The sequence below is a fragment of the Flavobacterium ustbae genome (assembly GCF_003946915.1).
Lineage (GTDB): Bacteria > Bacteroidota > Bacteroidia > Flavobacteriales > Flavobacteriaceae > Flavobacterium > Flavobacterium ustbae.
This window is the reverse complement of the sequence record NZ_RPOC01000003.1, coordinates 55,440-78,408: the sequence shown is the minus strand read 5'-3', so window position 1 is coordinate 78,408 and position 22,969 is coordinate 55,440. Positions and strand designations below refer to the sequence as shown.

The 22,969-nt window shown below is 34.2% G+C and carries 20 protein-coding genes; 5 read left to right on the top strand and 15 right to left on the bottom strand.

The annotated features are described in order from the left end of the window. Positions 1 to 11 precede the first annotated feature (11 nt). The 5 genes from EG814_RS06100 to EG814_RS06080 all read right to left on the bottom strand — a co-directional run bounded on the left by EG814_RS06100 (position 12) and on the right by EG814_RS06080 (position 6,946). Positions 12 to 1,451, bottom strand: a complete 1,440-nt coding sequence (locus tag EG814_RS06100; RefSeq protein ID WP_125719958.1) for a TolC family protein — start codon at positions 1,449 to 1,451, stop codon at positions 12 to 14. Next, positions 1,444 to 4,611 (bottom strand): efflux RND transporter permease subunit, encoded by a 3,168-nt coding sequence (locus tag EG814_RS06095; RefSeq protein WP_125719956.1) that lies wholly within the window; start codon positions 4,609 to 4,611, stop codon positions 1,444 to 1,446. The genes EG814_RS06100 and EG814_RS06095 overlap by 8 nt, the downstream gene beginning before the upstream one ends. Before the next feature lie 111 nt (positions 4,612 to 4,722). Further along, a complete protein-coding gene (locus tag EG814_RS06090; RefSeq protein ID WP_125719954.1) occupies positions 4,723 to 5,805 on the bottom strand; it encodes an efflux RND transporter periplasmic adaptor subunit in 1,083 nt (360 codons plus the stop codon). A 177-nt stretch (positions 5,806 to 5,982) separates the two neighbouring features. Continuing rightward, on the bottom strand, positions 5,983 to 6,363 hold the full coding sequence (locus tag EG814_RS06085) for a hypothetical protein (RefSeq protein WP_125719952.1): 381 nt from the start codon (positions 6,361 to 6,363) through the stop codon (positions 5,983 to 5,985). A 178-nt stretch (positions 6,364 to 6,541) separates the two neighbouring features. Beyond that, positions 6,542 to 6,946, bottom strand: coding sequence for a GNAT family N-acetyltransferase (locus tag EG814_RS06080; protein WP_125719950.1), 405 nt, complete (start codon positions 6,944 to 6,946; stop codon positions 6,542 to 6,544). A 177-nt stretch (positions 6,947 to 7,123) separates the two neighbouring features. Between EG814_RS06080 and EG814_RS06075 the strand changes: the two genes are divergently transcribed. After that, positions 7,124 to 7,687, top strand: coding sequence for an outer membrane beta-barrel protein (locus tag EG814_RS06075; protein ID WP_125719948.1), 564 nt, complete (start codon positions 7,124 to 7,126; stop codon positions 7,685 to 7,687). Between the two features lie 51 nt (positions 7,688 to 7,738). Here EG814_RS06075 and EG814_RS06070 read toward each other — a convergent pair whose 3' ends face one another. The 4 genes from EG814_RS06070 to EG814_RS06055 form a co-directional block, all read right to left on the bottom strand. Beyond that, entirely contained in the window at positions 7,739 to 8,353 is a 615-nt protein-coding gene (locus EG814_RS06070; RefSeq protein WP_125719947.1) for a tetratricopeptide repeat protein, read from the bottom strand. A gap of 164 nt (positions 8,354 to 8,517) precedes the next feature. Then, on the bottom strand, positions 8,518 to 10,395 hold the full coding sequence (locus tag EG814_RS06065; protein ID WP_125719945.1) for a M1 family metallopeptidase: 1,878 nt from the start codon (positions 10,393 to 10,395) through the stop codon (positions 8,518 to 8,520). A gap of 209 nt (positions 10,396 to 10,604) precedes the next feature. After that, on the bottom strand, positions 10,605 to 12,185 hold the full coding sequence (locus tag EG814_RS06060; RefSeq protein WP_125719943.1) for an NADP-dependent glyceraldehyde-3-phosphate dehydrogenase: 1,581 nt from the start codon (positions 12,183 to 12,185) through the stop codon (positions 10,605 to 10,607). 74 nt (positions 12,186 to 12,259) lie between these two features. After that, positions 12,260 to 12,571: a rhodanese-like domain-containing protein gene (locus tag EG814_RS06055; protein ID WP_125719941.1), complete on the bottom strand. Its 312-nt coding sequence runs from the start codon at positions 12,569 to 12,571 to the stop codon at positions 12,260 to 12,262. A 500-nt stretch (positions 12,572 to 13,071) separates the two neighbouring features. Here EG814_RS06055 and EG814_RS06050 point away from each other — a divergent pair, with 500 nt between their 5' ends. Both EG814_RS06050 and EG814_RS06045 read left to right on the top strand, forming a co-directional pair. Beyond that, complete coding sequence (locus EG814_RS06050; RefSeq protein WP_125719939.1) at positions 13,072 to 13,698, top strand: Crp/Fnr family transcriptional regulator; 627 nt, start codon at positions 13,072 to 13,074, stop codon at positions 13,696 to 13,698. 436 nt (positions 13,699 to 14,134) lie between these two features. After that, the gene (locus EG814_RS06045; protein WP_125719937.1) at positions 14,135 to 14,920 is read left to right on the top strand and encodes a sulfite exporter TauE/SafE family protein; all 786 of its coding nucleotides are present in this window, start codon (positions 14,135 to 14,137) and stop codon (positions 14,918 to 14,920) included. Positions 14,921 to 15,034: 114 nt separating this feature from the next. Here the strand turns inward: EG814_RS06045 and EG814_RS06040 are convergent, their stop codons facing one another. The 6 genes from EG814_RS06040 to EG814_RS06015 all read right to left on the bottom strand — a co-directional run bounded on the left by EG814_RS06040 (position 15,035) and on the right by EG814_RS06015 (position 20,605). Beyond that, positions 15,035 to 15,421: a helix-turn-helix transcriptional regulator gene (locus tag EG814_RS06040; RefSeq protein ID WP_125719935.1), complete on the bottom strand. Its 387-nt coding sequence runs from the start codon at positions 15,419 to 15,421 to the stop codon at positions 15,035 to 15,037. Between the two features lie 235 nt (positions 15,422 to 15,656). Then, a complete protein-coding gene (locus EG814_RS06035) occupies positions 15,657 to 16,061 on the bottom strand; it encodes a hypothetical protein (protein WP_125719933.1) in 405 nt (134 codons plus the stop codon). Between the two features lie 384 nt (positions 16,062 to 16,445). After that, the gene (locus tag EG814_RS06030; protein ID WP_125719931.1) at positions 16,446 to 17,129 is read right to left on the bottom strand and encodes a hypothetical protein; all 684 of its coding nucleotides are present in this window, start codon (positions 17,127 to 17,129) and stop codon (positions 16,446 to 16,448) included. A gap of 295 nt (positions 17,130 to 17,424) precedes the next feature. Beyond that, positions 17,425 to 18,501, bottom strand: a complete 1,077-nt coding sequence (cydB, locus tag EG814_RS06025) for a cytochrome d ubiquinol oxidase subunit II (RefSeq protein WP_125719929.1) — start codon at positions 18,499 to 18,501, stop codon at positions 17,425 to 17,427. 2 nt (positions 18,502 to 18,503) lie between these two features. Beyond that, positions 18,504 to 19,850, bottom strand: a complete 1,347-nt coding sequence (locus EG814_RS06020; protein WP_125719927.1) for a cytochrome ubiquinol oxidase subunit I — start codon at positions 19,848 to 19,850, stop codon at positions 18,504 to 18,506. A gap of 164 nt (positions 19,851 to 20,014) precedes the next feature. Next, positions 20,015 to 20,605, bottom strand: a complete 591-nt coding sequence (locus tag EG814_RS06015; protein WP_125719925.1) for an HD domain-containing protein — start codon at positions 20,603 to 20,605, stop codon at positions 20,015 to 20,017. 224 nt (positions 20,606 to 20,829) lie between these two features. Between EG814_RS06015 and EG814_RS06010 the strand changes: the two genes are divergently transcribed. Then, a complete protein-coding gene (locus EG814_RS06010) occupies positions 20,830 to 22,248 on the top strand; it encodes an MBL fold metallo-hydrolase (RefSeq protein ID WP_125719924.1) in 1,419 nt (472 codons plus the stop codon). A gap of 153 nt (positions 22,249 to 22,401) precedes the next feature. Continuing rightward, on the top strand, positions 22,402 to 22,965 hold the full coding sequence (locus tag EG814_RS06005; protein WP_125720424.1) for a YeeE/YedE family protein: 564 nt from the start codon (positions 22,402 to 22,404) through the stop codon (positions 22,963 to 22,965). Positions 22,966 to 22,969: the final 4 nt, after the last annotated feature.

Genomic DNA, 22,969 nt, shown 5'->3' with positions numbered 1-22,969 from the left:
AATTGGCAAAATTATCTCCATCCGCCGCCCAAGTCTCTGTAAACATGAACTGCAGCATTTAATTGTTCTTTTTTAGTATCTACTAATTCTAGTTTTGCCTCTAATGCATCTCGTTGTGTCATCAAAACTTCAAAATAATCTACTCTTGCCGATTTAAACAAATCGTTTGAAACATCAATAGATTTGTTTAAAGCCTCAACCTGCTGCGATTTTAAATCGTAACCCTTTTGCAGATTTTCAATTTTAGAAAGCTGTGTTGAAACTTCTAAATAAGCATTTAAAATTGTTTTGTCATAATTGTATAAGGCCTGAAGCTGTCTTGCATTGGCGCTTGAAAATTCGGCCTTTATCGCATTTCTATTGATAAGTGGCGCTGCAAGATCTCCTGCTAAAGAATACAATAAAGATTCTGGAAAAGTAAATAAATAAGATGGTTTGAAAGCTTGAACTCCAAAAGCTGCAGAAATATCCAAAGAAGGATAAAATTCTGCACGAGCTACTTTTACATCTAATTTTGCTGCTACCAATTCTAATTCGGCTTGTTTTACATCTGGACGATTTAGTAATAACTGAGAAGGAATTCCTGAATTTACAACAGCCGGAAGCAAATCTGTAAAATTGGTTTTGTCTCTTTTAATATCCTGAGGATAACGTCCTAACAAAAAATTGATTTTGTTTTCGTTTTCTTTAATTCTCTGAAGAATATCAAACTCTAAACTTTTTGATGTTAAAACCTCAGCCTGAAATTTCTGAACGCCTAATTCTGTTGCTCTAGCTGCTTGTTTTTGAATTTTTACAATTTCTAAAGCATTACTTTGTAAAGCAATCGTCTGTTTTACAATATCCAACTGACTGTCTAAAGCCAATAACTCATAATAAGAATCGGCTATTTCAGCAATAAGATTTGTTACAACAAAGTTTTTTCCTTCTATCGTTGCCAAGTATCTATTTACGGCTGCTTTTTTAGAATTACGCAGTTTTTTCCAGATATCGACTTCCCAATTCGCGTAAGCCGCAATTGTAAAGTCACCTAAAGGATCAGGAGTTTCAATACCCGGTTTGATTTCGGTTGTGGCATCACCCGCACCTTGGCTTGTGTAGCGTCCTACTTTCTCTACACCTGCTCCTGCACGAACTCCAACCGATGGCAGTAGAGCGCCTTTTCTAACTCGAATATCATTCTTTGCAATTTCAATTTCCTGCAAAGTCATATTCAGTTCCTGATTGTTTTTTAAAGCAACATCAATAAGCTCTACCAAATTCTGATCTTTAAAAAATTCTTTCCATTTTAAAGAGGAAGTATTGGAAGTATCTCCTGATTTTACCGCTCCAAATGCCTCTGGAACTGGAGCACTAGCCGTTGCTATTTCAGCTGCAGGGGTTTTACATCCTGCTACGGCAAGACATAAACCCAATGCAATACTGAATTGATATAATTTGATTTTATACATGATTGTTGTCAATTTCTTCTGTTAATGGATTTTCTTCTTCATATTTGACCAATTTGTGTTTTTCAGCAATTTTAGCAAATATGAAATACAAGCCCGGAATTACAAATACGCCGCAAATGGTTCCAATAAGCATACCTCCTGCTGCTGCAGTACCAATGGTTCTGTTTCCAATTTTACCTGGACCAGTGGCAAAAGCAAGTGGTAATAATCCGGCAATAAATGCAAAAGAAGTCATTAAGATTGGACGGAAACGCGCTTTTGCTCCTTCCATAGCGGCATCTAAAACTGATCTTCCAGCTGCATGTCTTTGTATAGCAAACTCTACAATCAACACGGCATTTTTACCCAATAATCCGATCAGCATTACCATGGCAACTTGAGCATAAATATTGTTTTCTAATCCCGTTAATTTTAATAAAAGGAAAGCTCCAAAAATACCTGCCGGTAAAGAAAGAATTACAGACAACGGAAGAATAAAACTTTCGTACTGCGCCGCTAATACCAAGTAAACAAATCCTAAACAGATCAAGAATACCCAAATAGCTTGATTTCCTTGCGCTACCTCATCGGCAGAAATACCTGCCCAGTCAATATCATAACCTCTTGGTAGTTTTTTGGCAGCCACTTCCTGAATCACTTTAATCGCTGTTCCGGAACTATATCCGGCAGCAGGCGAACCACTAATTTGCGTTGAGGTATACATATTGTGACGCGTGATTTCTGAAAGACCGTACACTTTTTCTAATTTCATAAAAGCAGAATAAGGCACCATTTCATCACGGTTATTTTTTACATACAGTTTTAAAATATCATCTGGCTGCGCGCGATATTCTGGAGAAGCCTGAACAATTACTTTATAATTAATACCAAATTTGATAAAACTGATTTCGTAGTTACTACCTACAAGTGTAGACAAAGTATTCATGGCGTTTTCGATAGAAACCCCTTTTTGTTGCGCCAAATCATTGTCTACTTTCATCATATATTGAGGAAAACTAGAACTGTAGAAACTAAACACGTTAGACAATTCTGGCTGTTTGTTCAACTCAGCCACAAAATCATTGTTTACCTGTTCCATTTTTTTGTAATCTACAGAACCTGTTTTATCTAACAGACGAAGTTCAAATCCTCCTGCAGCACCATATCCAGGTACAGCAGGCGGTTGGAAAAATTCGATATTTGCCCCCGCAATATCTTTGCATTTTTCTTCCATTTCGTGCATAATCTCCAAAACAGATTCTTTTCTGTCGCTCCAGTCTTTAAGATTAACCAAACACGTTCCTGAGTTTGCTCCAGTACCTTCAGACAAAATCTCGTACCCTGCTAATGAAGAAACCGATTTTACTCCGTCAATATCTTCAGCTATTTTCTGAACTCTTTCGGCAATATTATTTGTTCTTTCTAATGAGGAACCTGGTGGCGTTTGAATAACCGCATAAAACATTCCCTGATCCTCATTCGGAATAAATCCTGAAGGAACTGTACTGCTTATAAACCAAGTTCCAGCACAGAAACCAAGAAGTGCTATAATAGTTATCACTCTTCTGTCAACAATTTTAGCCAACAGATTTTGGTATTTGCCTTGAGCCAAATTGAATTTTTCGTTAAAAGCATCAATAAATCTATTGGCAGGCGTTTTCTTTTTAGGTTTGCCATGATTGTTTTTTAGCATCATTGCACAAAGAGCCGGCGTTAAAGTCAATGCCACAATACCCGAAAGTATAATTGCTGTTGCCATTGTTACAGAAAACTGTCTGTAAAATACTCCAACTGGACCAGACATAAAGGCAACGGGAATAAATACTGCCGCCATAAGAAAGGTAATTGCAATAATAGCCCCCGCGATTTCATGCATTGCTTTCTTAGTTGCTTTAAATGGCGACAGATGTTCTTCTTCCATTTTGGCATGGACGGCCTCGATAACCACAATCGCATCATCGACAACAACTCCAATGGCCAATACTAATGCAAATAATGTAATTAAGTTTAATGAGATATCGAAGAATGTCATAAATACAAATGTTCCTACCAAAGAAACGGGTACCGCAATTGCCGGAATCACTGTCGAACGCCAATCTCCTAAGAAGAGAAATACCACTAAACCTACCAAGATAAAGGCTTCAACCAAAGTATGGATTACTTTTTCGATAGAAGCATCAAGAAATTTAGAAACGTCATACGAAATTTCATAATCCATCCCTTTTGGAAATCTTTGCTTAATTTTTTCCAGTTTTGCTTTAACTTCCTCAATAACCTGATTGGCATTACTTCCAAAAGATTGTTTTAATACGATTGCAGCTGATGGTTTTCCGTTGAGGTTCGAATAGATATCGTACATCGAACTTCCAAATTCAACTTTAGCAACATCTTTCAATCTCAAAAGCTCTCCATTTGGGTTGGCCTTAACGACAATATTCTCATATTGTTCTTTCGTTGTAAAACGACCAGAATATTTCAATACGTATTCGAATGCCTGAGAACGTTTACCAGAACTTTCTCCCGTTTTACCTGGCGAAGCCTCCAAACTCTGACTCGATAATGCTTCCATTATTTCATCAGCAGAAATCTTATAGGCTAACATTCGATCTGGTTTTAGCCAAATACGCATTGCATATTCACGTGTTCCTAAAATATCTCCAGAACCAATACCATTTACCCTTTTTAACTCAGACAATACATTGATATCAGCATAGTTATAAAGAAACTTCATATCGGTATTTGGATCTGTACTGTAAAGGTTCACGTACATCAACATACTCGGTACTTCGCGGGTAATTTTGATACCTTCACGAATTACCAAAGGAGGCAATTTATTGGTTACAGAAGCCACACGGTTCTGAACGTTAATCGCCGCTTGATTGGGATCTGTTCCTAAATTAAAAACTACTTTTATCGTAGCTTCACCATCGTTTCCGGCATCAGAAGCCATATATTTCATTCCAGGAACTCCATTTAAGGCTCTTTCTAAAGGAATAACAACCGCTTTAACCATCAGTTCTCCATTAGATCCTGGATAATCTGCGGTAACATTCACCATTGGAGGAGAAATGGTAGGGAATTGTGTAATCGGTAAATTTAAAACCGACAAAACCCCTAAAAAGACAATAATCAGCGATATTACTATCGACAGAACAGGTCTTTGTATAAATTTATTAAACATTTGTATATTTTTTAATGATTAACCAAATTGGAATTTTTAGTTGTTTCAGGTTTCAAGTTTCAGGTTTCGCACTGAACTTGAAACCTAAAACTTGAAACCCAAAAAAACAACCTACTCTGCTTTTAGGCGTAAGTGATTCATAACTTCTTTTGGAGATTCGTAATCGAATTTAATTTTGTCGTTTTCTTTTACTTTCTGAACACCTTCAAGCAAGATTTTGTCATTTTGTGTAAGACCTTTTTTGATTACATATAAATCGGGAATTTCGCCTGTAATTGTGATTTCTCTTGAACTCACTTTATCGTTTTTGCCTACTACAAAAACATATTTCTTGTCTTGAATTTCGTAAGTCGCTTTCTGCGGAATTACAACAGCATTTTTAAGCGGAACATTCATTTGAACTTGTCCTGTTTCGCCATTCCTAAGCAATTTATTAGAATTGGGAAATCTTGCTCTGAAAGAGATATTTCCAGTTTCGTTGTTGAATTCACTTTCGATAACTTCAACATTTCCTTTGTCTTTAAAAGTATCTCCGTTAGCCAAAACTAAAGCCACTTTGCTGTCAGCTCGATCTTTAACATTCGTTTGATACTGAAGATATTCTGGTTCAGAAACATTGAAATAAGCAAACATCTGACTGTTGTCTGAAAGACTTGTCAGCAATTCGCCTTCGTCAATTAAACTTCCTAATTTTAAAGGAATTCGATCGATCGTTCCGTCAAACGGAGCTCTGATTTCGGTAAATGATAAATGAAGTTTTGCCAGTGCAACCTCAGCTTTTGCTGATTGTAATTTTGCCTGAGCAACGCTCAATTCGTTTTTAGAAACGATATTTTTATCTGCCAATAATTTTGCATTTTGCAATTCGATTTCTGCCGATTTTTGTTCTGCTTGCGCTTTTAATAATTCTGCCTGATACATATTGGGCATAATTTTAAACAACAGCTGGCCCGCTTTTACAAACTGTCCTTCATCAACATATATATTTTGTAGAAAACCCTTTTCTTGGGCGCGCAGTTCAATATTTCGAACCGATTTTATTTGAGAAACATATTCTTTTGTAAACGAAGTATCAATTACAACCGGATTAGTAACGGTAAATTTTTCAACTTCTTCTTTTTCTTCCTTTTTAGATGTACAGCTCGTTAAGCACACCAAGGCCATTAAGCCTGTGAACACAATGATTTTTTTCATGATTTAGTTTGGAAATTAAGCGATTGAATGCTTTTTGGAATGAAAATTCCTTTTGGATGTTAAAATGCATCAGTCAGCCTAGTCCAGACCTTTACTTTCATATAAGCAGAAGTAGAAAATATACAACAGCAAGATACGCAGAGATCAAAACTCAGGTAACCGATGTATATTGTAAAATCAAATTCTTAATACTCGTTGAGTAATATAGATAGGATTTGAATGCCCAAATTTAGGCGTAGAAATTTTTAAACGATTAGAATCATTCGCTGCAGACTGATCTGAAAGTGCCAGATACATAGCGTCTACCAAACTATACGAAGCTGTTAAGAACTTGTTCGTAAGGATATTAATATCATCTCCGCATAGACAATCTTCTTCAAGATCAATATCTGCATCTTCAATTATTGAAGTTCCACGATCCTGATTCGTAAATTTAACTCTATGTTTTTGAAGGTGATGATGATGAGTGTGAGTGCCAAAAGTATTTGCATTCAAATATTGGCCTCCGCCAAGCAGAAGCATATTCATGAATACTAAAAATACAATTAACTTTCTCATTTCGGTGCGAAAGTAATAAAAGAATTGAAAGAAAAAAAGATTTTTTAACAAGCTTTAACAATTACCAAAAGCTAAAACGTTTTCAACATTGGGATAGATTGAAATACGAATAAAAAACTTACATTTTAAATATAAAATCATGTTATTCAAAAACTTAAAGTTGTAAAATAATTTCAACTCATAGATTTATCTCCATTATTGTAAACTCCTGACCTGCTTTTGTAAATGTTTTTTGAGTATCTAGAAGTCCAATTTTTTCGTAAAAAGACTTTTTATTGCTTCTCGCATTACACCATACTTTTTGTACATTTTTATCTTTTGCAAACTTCAGAATATGCTTTAAAAGAGAAGAAGCAATTCCTCTTCCCTGATATTCTTCTAAAGTAGCTAATTTTCTAAACTGCATTTCTTTTCCGTCAATAAAGCAGGAAACTATCGAAACCAATTTCTCTTCATCAAAAACTCCAAAATGAAATCCTGCATTATCTTCTTCAAGCTGTACAAATTCAAATGGCTGGTCTGGCCACATTATTTCGTGTCTGATTTGCCAAGTATCAGAGGCATTTATCATTTTAATTTCCATTTCAATATAATTAAACAGCTCCAAAAATAATTCTTTTTGAGTGCGCTAAAAAGTAAAATCAAAAATCTAAACTCAATTAACTATCAAAGCTTTATAAAAAAAACAAATCAGATAAATCATTCATTTTAATCTATTATGATTATTTTTATATCGCCAAATTCAAATACTAATTCCGTTATGAAAAAACTTATTTTAGTATCTTTTTTATTTATTTGTGCCAATGGCTTTGCGCAATTACTACAAATCGGTCCACAAATTTCGACCAATATTACCTCTGTAGATGCAAAAAATTTCAGTTCCGATCACACTAATACAGGAATTGGATTTGCAGCATTCGCTCGAGTAAATTTACTGCTTTTTTATGCTCAAGGTGAATTTGGATACGCCAAAAACAATTTTAGCGTCTACCAAGATGGTATTGGCGAAACCGAATTTAAATTGGCAGGCACAGATGCTACGCTCATAGCAGGTTACAAACTGATTCCGCTTGGAAAAGCTGGAAACGTCAGACTTTTTGTTGGCTACAATTGGAAAAATTACTCTGATACAAATTCCAATAACAATTTAAATAATATACTATTCGAAAAAAACAATCACAGCGTGCTTGGAGGAGTTGGAGTTGATGTTTGGAGACTTACCTTTGATGTTAGATATCTTGCCGGACTTACTGATATAGATGCTTCTGTGGGGGAAATAAAAACTGGAGTAACAAACCTATCACTAGGATTTAAATTTTTATAAAATATAAATCATAAAAAAAGGGAATCTATTGATTCCCTTTCTATGTCTTATTTAGATCTTAACATAATAACTTTCTTCGTTATTAGTTTTGATCTTTTCTATACCTTCTTCTGTTTTAATGGCTACTTTAATAACATGAAGTACATTTGATTGTTCGTCAATACTACAATTCCAAACTGTTCCGTCAGAAAGTATAATTTCAGAAAAAACAGATACGGCACTGTCTTTGTCATTATAGACTAATTTTTCTGTTTTTATAAGTTTCTTCACTTTTGTGTTCTTATCAACTTCATAAAACAGTATCTCATTTTCTTTAATTTCGACGATTTCGTCAAAATCAGATTGATTAGTATTATTTTCTGAAACTGCAGACCAAACTGGCTGGCTTCCCGTTTTTTTCCAAGTTCCAAGAGCATGGCTTAAGATTTCTTCTCTTAGAAGCTTACGCAAAGTATCTACTTTCTTAACAGCTTCTAGTCCAATTTCATTTTCAGGTTTAATTTTTGCTGCTAAAGAAAACAAATCTATCGCTTTAGCATAATCGGCTTTTTTATAATAAGAAATAGCCAATTCATATTTGTTTTTTTGAAACGCGGCTTTTTGATCATTCTGGCCAAAAAACGGAAAAGTAGTTAGCAGAACAATCAGGACAATTGTCTTTTTCATTAAATTCTTGTAGGTTTTTTTTTGTTTTTGCAAACATAAATTATTTTCCACAATCTTTCTTACGGTTTTCCGTATTCTTGAATATTTATAATTATTATAAATAAAAAACCGACACTTCTCTATAAAAAAGTGTCGGTTTTAGACATTTATTGAAGTTAATGCAACTATTTAACAAGAAGAGTATTGTTTTCTGGTGTTGCATCCATAAAAATTCCGTTAACTAACTCAATTTTTTCTATTTTTTTTGAGCTTTTCAAAAATACTTTAGCCGTTTTTTGATTTTTCTCCCAAATAGCTGGAGTTTGATGAACCGTTGCTGTCGATTTATCAGCATAAGTAATCACAACATCAAAAGGAATTGCAAAGCCTCCAACATTTTCTACTGTTATCACTTTCTTGTCAGGAGAAAAGCCTTTTATAGCAATATCTAAGTAATTATTAGTAAAGAACCAATTATTAAAAAACCAATTCAAATTTTTACCTGTTGAGGTATTAAATGCATTAAAATAATCCCAAGGAATTGGATGTTTTCCGTTCCAAATATCCATATAATCGTGCAGTGCTTTTTTAAATACATCTTCTCCAAGCAAATCTTTTAGAGCCAAATAAGAAAGAGAAGCTTTGCCATAAGAATTATTGCCATAACCTGCACCAGAAACTTGTGTAGACATTGTTATAATAGGCTGATCTTGTTCTGCAGATCTATCGCTAATATAATTTTTTACTCTAAATGCTTTATAAAATTTATCTGCAGCTTCTTTACCATGTTCGGCAATTCCAATTAAATATTCAAAAGTTGTGGCCCAACCTTCATCCATAAAAGCGTAACGCGTTTCATTGATTCCCATATAAAAAGGAAAATAAGTATGTGCTACTTCGTGGTCCTGAACCAATTGAGCGAATTTAGCATCTCCCATCTGCGAATCGTTACACATCATCGGATATTCCATATCGGCAAAACCTTGAAAAGCCGTCATTTTAGAAAACGGATACGGAACTCCAGGCCAATTGTTAGAAAACCAGTCTAAAGCATACTGATTGTTTTTTACTGAATTTACAAAATCGGTTCCCTTAATATCATAAGCCGCCTGAACACTCGCACGGCGATTTGTTTTTTTATCAACCACAACACTGCTGGCATCCCATAAATAATGGTCGCTTAAACCAAAAGTCACATCTGTAATATTTTTAGCTTCAAATTTCCAAACATTCCAGTCGTATTGTTTGGTTACGATACCGCTTTTCATTTCTTGTTCGTTTGCAATATGCAGAATTTCGTCTGTTGTGTACGATTTCTTTAAGCGTGAAGCAAATTCAGGCTGTAAAACCTCGTCTGGATTTAACAAATCTCCAGTTGCATACACCACATAATTTTTTGGCGCTTTTACAGAAAAAACATAATCATTAAAATCGTTGTAAAACTCCTGACGGTCTGTGTGGGGTAATCTGTCCCAACCATTATAATCGTCGTAAACAGAAATGCGAGGATAACTATATGCTACAAAGAATGTAGTTTCGTCAATCTGCCCTTCTCGACCGCTTTCTTTAGACAAAGGATAATTCCATTGAATATTTATAATTGTTTTGGAATGTGGCAAAATCGGTTTTTGCAATTTCACGTTTCCAACAGTACCCCAATTTTTAGCGTCTTCTTTATACACTTCGTTTTCTATTTTTAATGAAGTAATCGTTAATCCATCACTTAAAAAATCTTTGCTTACTTCACCGCCTCTAGGAGAAGAAGGTTTATGAAGATTATTTACAAAACGAATAACTAAATTTTTCAGAGTGTCTTTGCTATTGTTTTCGTAGATAATACTTTCTGTACCTGAAACCAATCTGGTTTTAGGATCAACAGAAATTTCCATGTTGTATTTTCCTCGGTTCTGCCAGTAGTTCGTGCCAGGTTTTCCGTCTTTAGAACGGGTTCCTTTTTCATAGGCTTTTTTTATGTTTCTAGGCATATAAAGTTCTTGGGCAAAAATATTTTGGGCAAAAAGAACAAATGCTATTAATGCAAATTGCAAAAATTTCTTTTTCATAAATAATACTTAGGTGTTTTAAATTATTTTTTAGATAACTATTAGTGGAGATTTTTTTTTGAATGTTACAAAGTTAATTATTAATTGTAAAGTATAAATTATGAATTATGAATTGTAAAAAAACCTTAGTCCCTCAGAACCTCAAAAAAAAACCGTCTGTCACCAAAAAGCAACAGACGGCATCTATAATTAATATATAACCTTTATGACTACAAAATATAATCAGTATTAATAAAATTCGATTCCTTGCTATTTAGCAATTCTTGCAGAATCTCATTATTATAATCGATATCTTTTGAAGCGACAAATGTACGTATTGAGAAGGAACGCAAAGCATCTGGAATACTCAAAGTTCCTACAGCAGAATCTTTTCTTCCGGTAAACGGGAAAGCATCTGGGCCTCTCTGGCAAGAACTGTTGAGGTTTACTCGGCAAACTAAATTTACGAGCGAATCAATAAGCGGCGCCAATGTTTTAATGTCTTTTCCAAACAAACTTACTTGCTGTCCGTAATTAGATTCTGCCATGTCATGAAGCGGCTCTTTGATATCGCTGAAAGAAAGTATAGGAACAACTGGTCCAAACTGCTCTTCATGATATACGCGCATTTCTTTGTTTACTGGATATAAAACAGCAGGGAAAATATAATTCTCTGTATGTTTTCCTCCTTTTTCATTGATAATTTTTGCTCCTTTAGAAGTTGCATCATCAATTAAACCTTGAATATATTTTGGCTTATCTGTTTCTGGAAGTGGCGTTAAAGAAACTCCTTTTTCCCACGGATTTCCAAAAGCCAAACTATCCACTTTTTCAGCAAAACGTTTGTTAAATTCATCTCTAATAGATTCGTGCACGTACAACACTTTTAAAGCCGTACAACGCTGCCCGTTAAAAGACAAACTTCCTGTAATACATTCTTGAATAGCCAAATCTAAATCGGCATCTGGAAGAATAATCGCTGGATTTTTAGCCTCTAAACCTAAAATCAATCGTAATCTGTTTTTGTTCGGATGCTGATCTTGTAAAGCAATCGCCGATTTACTGTTTCCGATTAATGCTAAAACATCAATTTTACCCGATTTCATAATCGGAGAAGCGACTTCTCGCCCTCTACCGTAAACAATGTTAATTACCCCTTTTGGGAAACTGCTTCTGAAAGCTTCTAATAATGGCGAAATACACAAAACGCCGTGTTTAGCAGGTTTTAAGATTACGGTATTTCCCATAATCAAAGCTGGAATCAGCAATGAAAAAGTTTCATTTAGAGGATAATTGTATGGTCCAAGACATAAAACAACACCAAGAGGTCCGCGGCGAATCATGGCGTTTACTCCCTGCACTTTTTCAAAATGCGAACTGCGTCCGTTTAATTCTTTATAACTAGCAATAGTATCATAAATATATTCTACCGTTCTGTCAAATTCTTTTTGCGAATCTCCTAATGATTTTCCAATTTCCCACATTAAGTATTTTACCACTTCTTCACGGGTTTCTTTCATCTGGCGCACAAAATTTTCCATGCTTTTAATACGGTCAGCAACTTTCATTGTTGGCCATAAACCCTGTCCCATATCGTAGGCAGCAGTTGCAGCCTCAACAACTTCGGCCGCTTCTTTTTCTGCCATAAAAGGAATAGATCCTAATAAAGTCGGCGTATATTTTTCTGTTGAAGAAATTGTAGAAAACACAGGTGTGGTTTGCCCTGTCCATTGTTTCAATTCTCCATTCACAAGATAAGTATCTTGATTTTTCAGCTCTTTAATCTGATATTCTTCTGGTATAAAACTCATAATTTGGTTGTTTAATAGTCTGGTAATTTTATTTTCAAAATAAAAAAGAGGCTTTTGTGTGCCTCTTCTTCAACTTACGGTTGTACTGTTTCGCCTTCCCAATCCAGGATTCCTCCAAGCAGATTGTAAGCATTTTCTATACCCAATTCGTTCATAACCTGACAAGCTTTTGCACTTCTTGCCCCAGAACGACAGTATACATAATAATTTTTATTTTTGTCTAATTCTTCAATTTCATAAATAAATCCCTGCCCTTTATTAATATCAATATTTAGAGCATTTTCAATGTAGCCATCATTAAATTCGTCTGCTGTTCTTACGTCCAGTATAACGGCATTTTCGTCAGCTTCTAACTGAGCAACCCAATCTTCTTGTGATAAATTCATAATAAAATGTGTTTTTGTAAAATTACGACGTTTCTTCTTATAAAAAACGTACCAAATGCGATTTCGATTATTATTCTCAGAAAACGTTTTAGAGAAAGTATTATAATCAGTGATTTACAAATTTAGTTACTATTTTTAAAAATTCAGCCTACAAAATCGATAGAAAATAGGATTTTTTAATTTATACAAAATTAATCTTAAATCCAGTTTTATAACAATTATTCCAATTTCAAACCATTATCTTTGTAAATAAATACAATTTTTAATTCGATTTTGATTTTTTTTCGTCACGACCCGAGTGATAACGAACGGGCGAAGCAATTACACAATTCACAAATTACTTTTTTGAAATTGATGTATTAGAATAAAAAAGAATAAATAATTTTAAAATATTTTTTGCCATAAAATTCAGAAACCGACACTAAATCAATTGGTGAAAATTTGTGTAATTGCTTCGCCCGTTCGTTATCACTCGGGTCATGGCAACAAAAAAAGAACAAATGCAACATTCCTTAAAAAATATATTTCCAAATTTCTCCCACGAACTTATTGCTACTATTGAAGAAAACGGAAGTCTTCAGGATTTTGAAGCCGGAACAGTTTTAATGCGTACCGGACAGTACATTAAAAATACTGTTTTGATTATTAAAGGAAAAATCAAAATCTATCGCGAAGGCGAAGACGGAGGCGAGTTTTTAATGTATTATTTGCAGCCTGGTCAAGCCTGTGCTATCTCGATGATTTGTACCGCTAAAAGCGAAAAAAGCCAGATTATGGCCAAAGTTGTCGAAGAAGTGACCGTAATGATGATTCCGCTGCAATTGATGGACAAATGGATGATGGAGCATCGTTCTTGGTACGAATTTGTAATTGAAACGTACCGAAGCCGTTTTGAAGAAGTTCTCGAAGTCGTTGATAATATCGCTTTCCGCTCTATGGATGAAAGGTTAGAATTTTACTTAAAAAGACATTCTGATGCCTGCGGATGTTCTGAAGTGAATTTATCGCATCAGGAAATTGCAACAGAACTTAATACTTCGCGTGAAGTAGTTTCTCGTTTACTCAAAAAAATGGAACAGCGCGGTTTGGTAAAACTCAACCGAAACCAAATTGAATTATTGAAATAGTTGTTAGCCACGAATTACACAAATTGCACTAATTATTTGTTGCGCTAAATTTCACTAATTCTAAACTTTTTTTTGCCACAGATTAAAAAGATTAAACTGATTTTTATTTAGAAGTAGAAAAAAATCCTAACAATCCCTTTAATCTGTGGCTAAAAACTTTACTTCTGTCAGTTCGAGCGGAGAACCGACAAAGCATTTCGACTTCGCTCAATGTGACAAAAACACAAACTAATTTTCGACATCATAAAAAAATTAGTAAAATTCGAGAAATTCGTGGCAAACAAAAAACTTCTGTCAGTTTGAGCGGAGTCGGGAACCGACAAGCATTTCGGCTTCAAAAAATAATTCGTGAATTCGTGGCGGAAAAAACTCTTCTGTGATAAATGTTACTGTAGGTTTCTAATTTCCGAAGCAACTTTGCATCAAAACAAATGCAATGGAATATTTAGGGTATTTTGCCTCCATCATAATCGGAATCACACTTGGCTTAATTGGCGGTGGCGGCTCTATTCTAACTATTCCTATTTTAGTTTATTTGTTTAAAGTAAATCCAGATCAGGCAACCTCCTATTCTCTTTTTATTGTTGGAATAACCGCCATGTTTGGAAGTTACAGCCATTATAAAATGGAAAATCTGAAACTGAAATCAGCTTTATATTTTGCTTTTCCATCTGTGATATCGATTTTAATAATTCGTGAAGTTATATTTCCGCAAATTGCTGCAACATTATTTTCTGTTGCCTCTTATACGGTTTCAAAAGATTTTCTGATCATGATTATCTTTTCTATCCTTATGATTACAGCGGCTATTTCGATGATTAAAAAAAATCAGTCCGAAATAAAGTCAGTCGAAACCAATTATTCACAACTCAGTTTTATTGGCTTTTTGGTTGGAATTGTAACGGGTTTTCTGGGCGCTGGCGGCGGATTTTTAATTATTCCTGCCTTGCTTTTTTTTGCCAATCTACCTATGAAACAAGCTGTTGGGACTTCATTATTAATCATTACTATTAATTCAACCATAGGTTTTGCTGGCGATTTGTATATCGGAACGCCTATAAACTACACTTTCTTGTTAAGCGTCTCAGCAATGGCCTTAATCGGAATGTTTATTGGAAGCCAGCTTTCTAAAAAAATTGATGGCGCAAAATTAAAACCTCTCTTTGGATGGTTTGTTCTCATTATGGGATTTTACATCATTGCAAAAGAAGTTTTGTTTTAAAACTTAAAAGCGTCGCAATGTGCTTTTTAATTTGAATACTTTTGAATTTAGTTTTTACTTGTAGAGTAATCTTTGTCAAAGTTTTATACTTTGACAAAGATGAAACTAAAACTTTCAAAGCTCTCCAAATTTATTTTTATAACGGCTAAGCTCTATTTCGGTTTTATTCAAGAGTTTTTCCAACAATTGAATCTTATCTTCATAAAGCTCTTTCAGAATAGAAGTGCTATCTGTATTTATCATAATACTTCCGTTATTATTTCCTGTTATTTTATTATAATTAGTAAAATATTTGTCATAATCGAAAGTAATGATATCCTCTACACTTACATCTAATATTCTGCCTATTTCAACTAGTTTTTCATAACTCAGAGAAGTTTTTCCTTTTTCGATTTTGCTATAACCCGCCTGAGTTACGCCTAATCTTTCTGCCATATATTCCTGAGTGTAATTTTTTAATTCTCTAATGTTTCTAATCTTGTTTTTAATTGTTGCGGCCATAATTTTTGTTTCTGATTTGGGGTCATGTATAGTCAAAACAGCCAACCGTTACATTATAACGGCATAACTATACTTATTTTTGGGTATGGATAAAGCTACTGCAAAATGAAAATATCACATAGCGTTTTGTTAATTTTTTTTTCTTTCTGGCAATAAAGTAACCGTATATCCGAGTTGCCATTATGAACAAAATATCATAATGGAAAACATCAAATACAAACATCTCTGATTTTTCTTAAGCAGTTCTCTTTATACTGCGTTCAAACTGAAGATCTAAATAATAATCAATCTGCTTACCAACCAATGCACGGTCTTCTGGAGCAATTTTAGTTCTTATTTCATTTTGGTAAATATCTTTAACAAAAATAAAATATACAAACTCTGCCTTATTACCAAACCGGGCAATGATAATAAGAGTATAACATAAAAGCGCCGGAATAATATAATATAAGTCCATTAAGTTGGAAAATATCATACAGTAGTATGTGGCAATGGTTACGGCTATAAAAGCGCCGTTTTCAAGAAAATATTTTCTCTTTTTTTTAAGCAGTCCTAGTTCTTTAATTTCATCAAACTGATACTGCCAATTCTTAGATTTGTAACGAAATCTAACCTTGTCGGAAAAAATTGTTAAAGGCATAATAATTAGTAGGTAAAAATAGATTTAATTTTTTGGTAAAAATCAATTTCTAAAAATTCTTAGGGGGAAAAATTCTTAGATACGCAATATTAAGCATTAACTTCCTTTTTTTCTTACAATCAGCATTATAGAATATAACTATAAGTTGTAATTAAATCTTTTATAAAAGTTATCTTATGTTTATTTATTAGAAAATAAATTAATTCAGAAGATTAATTTGGGCGTTTTCGCCGCGGCGAACGGACTATCCGCTAAATTCCCGATTAACAAAAACTACAGCTAAAAAGCCTTGTTTTTCTAAATCGGGAGATACCGCTCCTATCTCTAACGCAATTTTGATAATTAGAAGTTTTTCGTTTTAAATCAATTTTGCCAAATTTAAGGTCACACAAAATAAATATTTAAATCTGATTTTATTCCTTTATAATTTTTCAGAAACTCACTTGAATTTACAGCAATCTGTTTCGCACTTTCTTTATGATCATGAATCAATCTATAAACTTTTCCTTTTTTATCAATTGCGATATAGTTTCCATCTTCCATATCCAAAATAGTATAATAAAACTTCTCATCTATTTCTATTTCAAAAGTATCTTCTAATTCTAGAAATCCTTTTTGTTCTTTACTCAAAGCTTCTAAAATTTTTGCTACAATTCTAGCATCTGGATTGTCAACTTCAATATTTCTAGTCTTCAAATCTTTTTTAATTAAAGAATTAAAATCAAAATCCTTATGAAAAGTTTTAGGATTTTCAACTTTAATTTCCCTTAAACGATTACTTTGGTAAATTAATTTAATTTCTTTTAGTTCTTGACTATTTTTCTCGACAAGATATACTCCTGATAGTTCAAAATAATTCGGTTTACATCTTATTACGTCTTCACCTTCTTTCAGAATGTACGATTTCCAGTCTATTAGAATACCGATGTTTGAAAAATCAATTTTCAATCCGCCTTTCCACAAACAATCCTTTATTTTTGGGAATTCTGGCGCAATTAATTCTGCTATTTTCAATTCTAACAAAGCAATATCTTTTGCTCTTGTTTTTTGTTTGAATAAGTTTATCATAATTAAATCAATGTTTTTAGAATTAAAAAATACCTCGATTTACATTCATAATATTTTTTTGAATTGCCTCCAGCTTCAGCTGGAGGTTAACAAATGTATACAAAAAAGGCTTTAGCCAAAATTGTGAAGTTTGGCTAAAGCCCAATTCGAATTTAATCAAAAAACCTCCAGTTAAAACTGGAGGCAATTCATTCTATATTAAGATAACAATTCGTGTTATTTTCAACTATAAAAATTCAATAATCAGAATCATTTAATCAAAATAAAATTCGTGAATTCGTGGCTATCAAAAAAATCAATGTTCCCCATACCCAATATCATCCATTTTCCCACTGAAAACGCGATATTGAATAATAAAATAAACAATAACTAAAGCTAAAGCCACAAAAAACCAGCTCAAACCTGCATTTAAACCATATGCATGAGCGGCGGTATTGTAAATCGTCAACGACGGATTTACTTTATTAGTTGAAGGCAAAACATTTGGAAAAATAGAAACCGCTGTAGAAGCGAATCCGCCAAGGAGAAACAAGGTTGAAAATACAAATCCGTGCCCATCTTTTTTGAAGGAACGCACTTTGAATAAACCTATTATTCCAACAAACGTCATTATCGGAAAAAACCATAAAATCGGATTTTCAACAAAATTGTGAAATGGTTTTGGTTCAATAAAATGCCAAATTTGCAACGAAATACACACCAAAACCAAAAGGACAATATTCAATACAAAAACTACTTTTTTAAGTTTTTCATTTAAAGACGAATTCGTTTTATAAATAATCCAGTTTGCGCCGTGAATCGTCAAAGCGACAACGCTCACAATTCCCAAGAAAAGTGTAAACCAATCGATAATTCCCAATTCATTGGCCTGCGGACTAAAAGTTGGATTCCATAAAGGCAGAAAGAAATAATGTGCTTCTTGTGTGGAAACGCCATTTTGCACCATTCCGAGATTCACGCCGCGAACAATATTTCCTAATGCGATTCCGAAAAACAAAGCCAAAAGTAAACTCGCAATCCCGAAAGCTTTATCCCAAATGGCTTCCCACATGTGGTTATGAATTTGTCCGCGCATTTCCAATCCAATTGCACGGAAAATCAGAAGCCATAAAATCATGATTAAAGGCAAATAAAATCCGCTGAAAGAAGAAGCATATAAAGTCGGAAAAGCAAAAAACAAAACGCCTCCAGCTGCAATCAGCCAAACTTCATTGGCATCCCAAAACGGACCAATGGCACTTGTAATTGCTTTTTTATCTTTTTCTGTATCGGCAAAAAATAAATGAATAATTCCTGCACCAAAATCATAGCCGTCTAAAACCAAATAGACAGCTAGAATTCCCATTAAAACTACGTACCAAAAAAATTCCATACTTATATTTTTTCTGTTGAAAGTTCCACTTTATGCGGTCCTTTATTGATAATTTTTCCAACTAAAAGCAAAAACAGCATTCCGAGTAAAAGGTATAAACCGATAAAACCCAATAAAGTAAATAAGGTATTTCCTGAAGAAACTGTTGGCGAAGCCCCTTCTGCTGTTCGCAATAAATTGTAAACCAGCCACGGCTGTCTTCCTAATTCTGCTGTGTACCATCCTGTAGTATTGGCAATGTACGGAAACGGCATCATGAACATTAGCGACCATAAAATCCATTTGGTTTGGAATAATTTTCCTCTAACTAACTGAAAAAGCGAAATCACCATCAATCCAATAAAAACAGTTCCGAGTCCGACCATAATATGATACGCATAATACAATCCCGAAATATTAGTTGGGTGCAGATCTTCTTCAAACTGATCTAAACCTTTAATTTCCTGATCCCAGTTTCCGTAAGTCAGGAAACTTAAAATATTAGGAACGGCAATTTTATTGTCTAGTTTCTTGTCTTTTACATCGGGCTGACCAATTAAAACAATTTCTGAACCTTTTTTTTCAGTATGAAAAATTCCTTCCATAGCGGCAAAAGTAACAGGCTGATATTTCACTACATTTTTTGCCAATAAATCTCCTGTTGGAACTGCAACGATTACACTCGAAATTAATCCGAAGATAACGCCTGTTTTAAGGAATAATTTCCCAAACGAAACATTTTTATTACTCAAAATATAGAAAGCGCCAATTCCCGCAACGACAAATGAACTCGTTACCAAAGAAGCAGCTTGATTATGCAAATAAGAAGGCCAAAGCCATGGATTTAGAAACAAAGCTTTAAAATTAGTAAGCACAAATTTTCCGTTTTCCAAAATTTCATAACCCACAGGATTCTGCATCCAAGAATGTGTTGCAATAATTAAATATCCGCTGGCCCAAGAACCAATCATGATTAACAATCCGGTTACAAAATGCCATTTATGTCCGAGAAGTTTTTCTCCAAATAAAAAGATTCCTAAAAAGGAAGATTCTAAGAAAAACGAAAACATTCCTTCCATTGCCAGAGTCTGACCAATGATTCCACCTGTTAATTCGGAGAACTTGGCCCAGTTGGTTCCAAACTGAAACTCCATCGGAATTCCCGTTACAACGCCCATCGCAAAATTGAGAGCGAAGATTTTCATCCAAAAATGGGTGGCGTGATTGTATTGTTCGTCTTTAGTTTTTAGAAATTTCCACTTGAAGTACACAATGATGAGCGAAAGACCCATTGTAAGTTGTGGAAAAAGATAATGAAAAGTAATGGTGAACGCGAACTGCATTCGGTCATAAAAGAGCATTTCTTCCATAAGGTAATTTGTTTATGAAGTTCCACAAATTTACCCATTAAAACCCGAATTAACGTCCTAAAAAAAGAGTTTATTTTAATTTTTTAAACCATATAAGTGATATAAGTAAATATAATTTTTGCGCAAAACTAAAATGGACTTATATAACTTATATGGTGAAATTTTTATTTCTCTAAAATTCCTTTTTCAACGCTTTCGTTAATTAAACCTTCGGCGTAATTCCAGATTGATTTTGAGCCATTTTTTATAACGCTTTTCTTTTCGTAGACTTTATCGTATTTCACTCCAAACTCTTTCCATGTTCCGCCGTTGTTGGAGGTGTTCTGCAAAAGAGGTTCTAATCTGTCCATCGATTTGGCAAATTTGGCTTCGTTGGTTTCTCCAGCTTCAAATTCTTCCCAGATGGAAATAAATTCTTCTTTTTGTTTTTCTGGCAGAAGTCCGAAGATTCTATTTGCGGCTAAACGTTCTTCATCGGTATTCGAATGATTTTTTACGGTATCATAAATGAAAACATCGCCTGCGTCGATTTCTACAATATCATGAATCAAAACCATTTTTACGACTTTCAAAACATCAATTGGTTCGTTAGAATGTTCTGCGAGAACAATTGCCATAAGCGCTAAATGCCAACTGTGTTCGGCGTCATTCTCGCAACGATCGCTATTGAATAATTTGGTCTTACGCTGAATGTATTTTACCTTATCAATTTCTTTTATAAAAGCAATTTGATCTAATAAATCCTGTGTATTCATTTTTATGGTTTTAGGAAAAAAGCAAAATTACGTAGTTTTTTAACCATATAAGTGAAATAAGAAAATTTAAGACCATAATAATTTTAGCCAATCTAAAATGAACTTATATTACTTAGATGGTAAAATTATTTTTTTACACAAAAACCTAATTTCTGTAACATTAGTCACCCAATTTATTAAAAAACAAAGTTACCTTTGTATCCCATCATTTTACAATATTGATCATGAAAATAGAACAAATTTACACCGGATGCCTAGCACAAGGTGCCTATTATATCACTTCAAATGGCGAAGCGGCCATTATTGATCCGCTTAGAGAAACCCAGCCTTACTTGGATCGTTTGGAACGTGACGGAGTTAAGCTGCAATATATTTTTGAAACACATTTTCACGCCGATTTCGTTTCTGGACATGTGGATTTAAGTAAAGAAACCGGAGCGCCAATTGTTTACGGTCCAAATGCTGCCTGCGAATTTGACTGTGTTTCTGCAAAAGACGGACAGGAATTTAAAATTGGAAAAATAACCATAAAAGTTTTGCATACTCCGGGTCATACTATGGAAAGCTCTACTTTTTTGTTAATTGATGAAAACGGAAAAGATCACGCTATTTTTTCTGGAGATACTTTATTTATTGGCGATGTCGGTCGTCCGGACTTAGCTCAAAAAGCGGCGGGAATGACACAAGATCAATTGGCGGGAATTTTATATCATTCGTTAAGAGATAAAATCATGACTTTGGCCGATGATGTAATCGTTTATCCTGCGCATGGTGCGGGAAGCGCTTGCGGAAAAAACATGAGTAAAGAAACTGTTTCTACTATCGGAAATCAGAAAGCGACAAACTATGCTTTGCGCGCTAATATGACCGAAGAAGAATTTATAAAAGAAGTGACAGACGGTTTACTGCCTCCTCCAGCCTATTTCAGCATGAATGTGGCGATGAACAAACAAGGCTACGAGAGTTTTGAAACGGTTCTTCACAACGGAATGAAAGCCATAAATGTAACAGAATTTGAAGCTGTTGCAGAAGAAACTGGAGCATTAATTCTAGATACAAGAAGCGCTGCCGATTTCAGCAAAGGATTTATTCCACAGTCAATTAATATCGGAATCAATGGTGATTTTGCTCCATGGGTTGGAACTTTGATTGCTAATGTAAAACAGCCTATTATTCTGGTTACAACCGTTGGAATGGAAGAAGAAACGGTGACTCGTTTAAGCCGTGTTGGTTTTGATACTATTATAGGTCATTTAGATGGTGGCTTTGAAGCTTGGCAAAAGGCAGGTTTCGAAATTGATACCGTAAACCGAATCACTGCTGAGCAATTTGCAAATGATTTTAAATTCGGCGAAGATAAAGTGGTTGATATTCGCAAAGAAACCGAATACGAAGCAGAACATATAGACGAAGCGTACAGCAAACCTTTGGCTTATATTAATGACTGGGTAAAAGATATTAATCCGAATGAGCATTTTTACCTGCATTGCGCCGGAGGTTACAGAAGTATGATCGCTGCTTCTATTTTACAAGCAAGAGGTTTTAGAAACTTCTCTGAAGTAGAAGGCGGCTTCGGAGCAATTTCAAAAACAAATGTTCCAAAATCAGATTTTGTCTGCCAAAGCAAAGTTTTAAAAGCGTAATATATTTTCACCATATAAGTCATGTAAGTTCATTTTAGTTGGGGCGTAATTTCAATCGCTTATATTAACTAGATCATATAAGAATTCTACACATCAGCTTAAAATTACTTATATCACTTATATGGTTTTGAAAAAAAAATTTTAATTATGAGTATATTAGAAATCATTAAAGAACCTTGGCCTTGGTATGTTGCGGGTCCGTTGATTGGATTGACTGTTCCAATTTTATTAATTATCGGAAATAAATCTTTTGGGATTAGTTCGTCGCTTCGCCACATTTGTGCGGCTTGCATTCCTTCAAATATTTCGTTTTTTAAATACGATTGGAAAAAAGAAAGTTGGAATTTATTTTTTGTTTTTGGAATTTTCATTGGTGGTTTTATTGCTGCTTATTTCCTGACTAATCCAAATCCGGTTGAAATTGCTCCTGAATTAGTAGCCAAATTAGCGACTTACGGAATCACAGATCACAGCGGTTTAGTTCCTGCTCAATTATTTTCTTGGGAAAGTTTATTAACGCTTCGCGGATTTATCATGATTGTTGTAGGCGGATTTCTGGTTGGTTTCGGAACACGTTACGCGGGCGGATGCACGAGCGGACATGCGATTATGGGATTATCAAATTTACAATGGCCTTCATTAGCAGCAACAATCTGTTTTATGATTGGCGGTTTTATAATGGCACTTTTGATTTTACCTTTTATTCTTTCACTTTAAAATT

Bases quoted from the DNA above. Each gene is read 5' to 3' on its own strand.
- EG814_RS06040 (WP_125719935.1), bottom strand. From the start codon at position 15,421: ATGGCCGCAACAATTAAAAACAAGATTAGAAACATTAGAGAATTAAAA.
- EG814_RS06045 (WP_125719937.1), top strand. From the start codon at position 14,135: ATGGAATATTTAGGGTATTTTGCCTCCATCATAATCGGAATCACACTT.
- EG814_RS06020 (WP_125719927.1), bottom strand. From the start codon at position 19,850: ATGGAAGAAATGCTCTTTTATGACCGAATGCAGTTCGCGTTCACCATT.
- EG814_RS06010 (WP_125719924.1), top strand. From the start codon at position 20,830: ATGAAAATAGAACAAATTTACACCGGATGCCTAGCACAAGGTGCCTAT.
- EG814_RS06030 (WP_125719931.1), bottom strand. From the start codon at position 17,129: ATGATAAACTTATTCAAACAAAAAACAAGAGCAAAAGATATTGCTTTG.
- EG814_RS06075 (WP_125719948.1), top strand. From the start codon at position 7,124: ATGAAAAAACTTATTTTAGTATCTTTTTTATTTATTTGTGCCAATGGC.
- cydB (WP_125719929.1), bottom strand. From the start codon at position 18,501: ATGGAATTTTTTTGGTACGTAGTTTTAATGGGAATTCTAGCTGTCTAT.
- EG814_RS06100 (WP_125719958.1), bottom strand. From the start codon at position 1,451: ATGTATAAAATCAAATTATATCAATTCAGTATTGCATTGGGTTTATGT.
- EG814_RS06090 (WP_125719954.1), bottom strand. From the start codon at position 5,805: ATGAAAAAAATCATTGTGTTCACAGGCTTAATGGCCTTGGTGTGCTTA.
- EG814_RS06080 (WP_125719950.1), bottom strand. From the start codon at position 6,946: ATGGAAATTAAAATGATAAATGCCTCTGATACTTGGCAAATCAGACAC.
- EG814_RS06035 (WP_125719933.1), bottom strand. From the start codon at position 16,061: ATGCCTTTAACAATTTTTTCCGACAAGGTTAGATTTCGTTACAAATCT.
- EG814_RS06065 (WP_125719945.1), bottom strand. From the start codon at position 10,395: ATGAAAAAGAAATTTTTGCAATTTGCATTAATAGCATTTGTTCTTTTT.
- EG814_RS06070 (WP_125719947.1), bottom strand. From the start codon at position 8,353: ATGAAAAAGACAATTGTCCTGATTGTTCTGCTAACTACTTTTCCGTTT.
- EG814_RS06015 (WP_125719925.1), bottom strand. From the start codon at position 20,605: ATGAATACACAGGATTTATTAGATCAAATTGCTTTTATAAAAGAAATT.
- EG814_RS06085 (WP_125719952.1), bottom strand. From the start codon at position 6,363: ATGAGAAAGTTAATTGTATTTTTAGTATTCATGAATATGCTTCTGCTT.
- EG814_RS06055 (WP_125719941.1), bottom strand. From the start codon at position 12,571: ATGAATTTATCACAAGAAGATTGGGTTGCTCAGTTAGAAGCTGACGAA.
- EG814_RS06095 (WP_125719956.1), bottom strand. From the start codon at position 4,611: ATGTTTAATAAATTTATACAAAGACCTGTTCTGTCGATAGTAATATCG.
- EG814_RS06060 (WP_125719943.1), bottom strand. From the start codon at position 12,185: ATGAGTTTTATACCAGAAGAATATCAGATTAAAGAGCTGAAAAATCAA.
- EG814_RS06050 (WP_125719939.1), top strand. From the start codon at position 13,072: ATGCAACATTCCTTAAAAAATATATTTCCAAATTTCTCCCACGAACTT.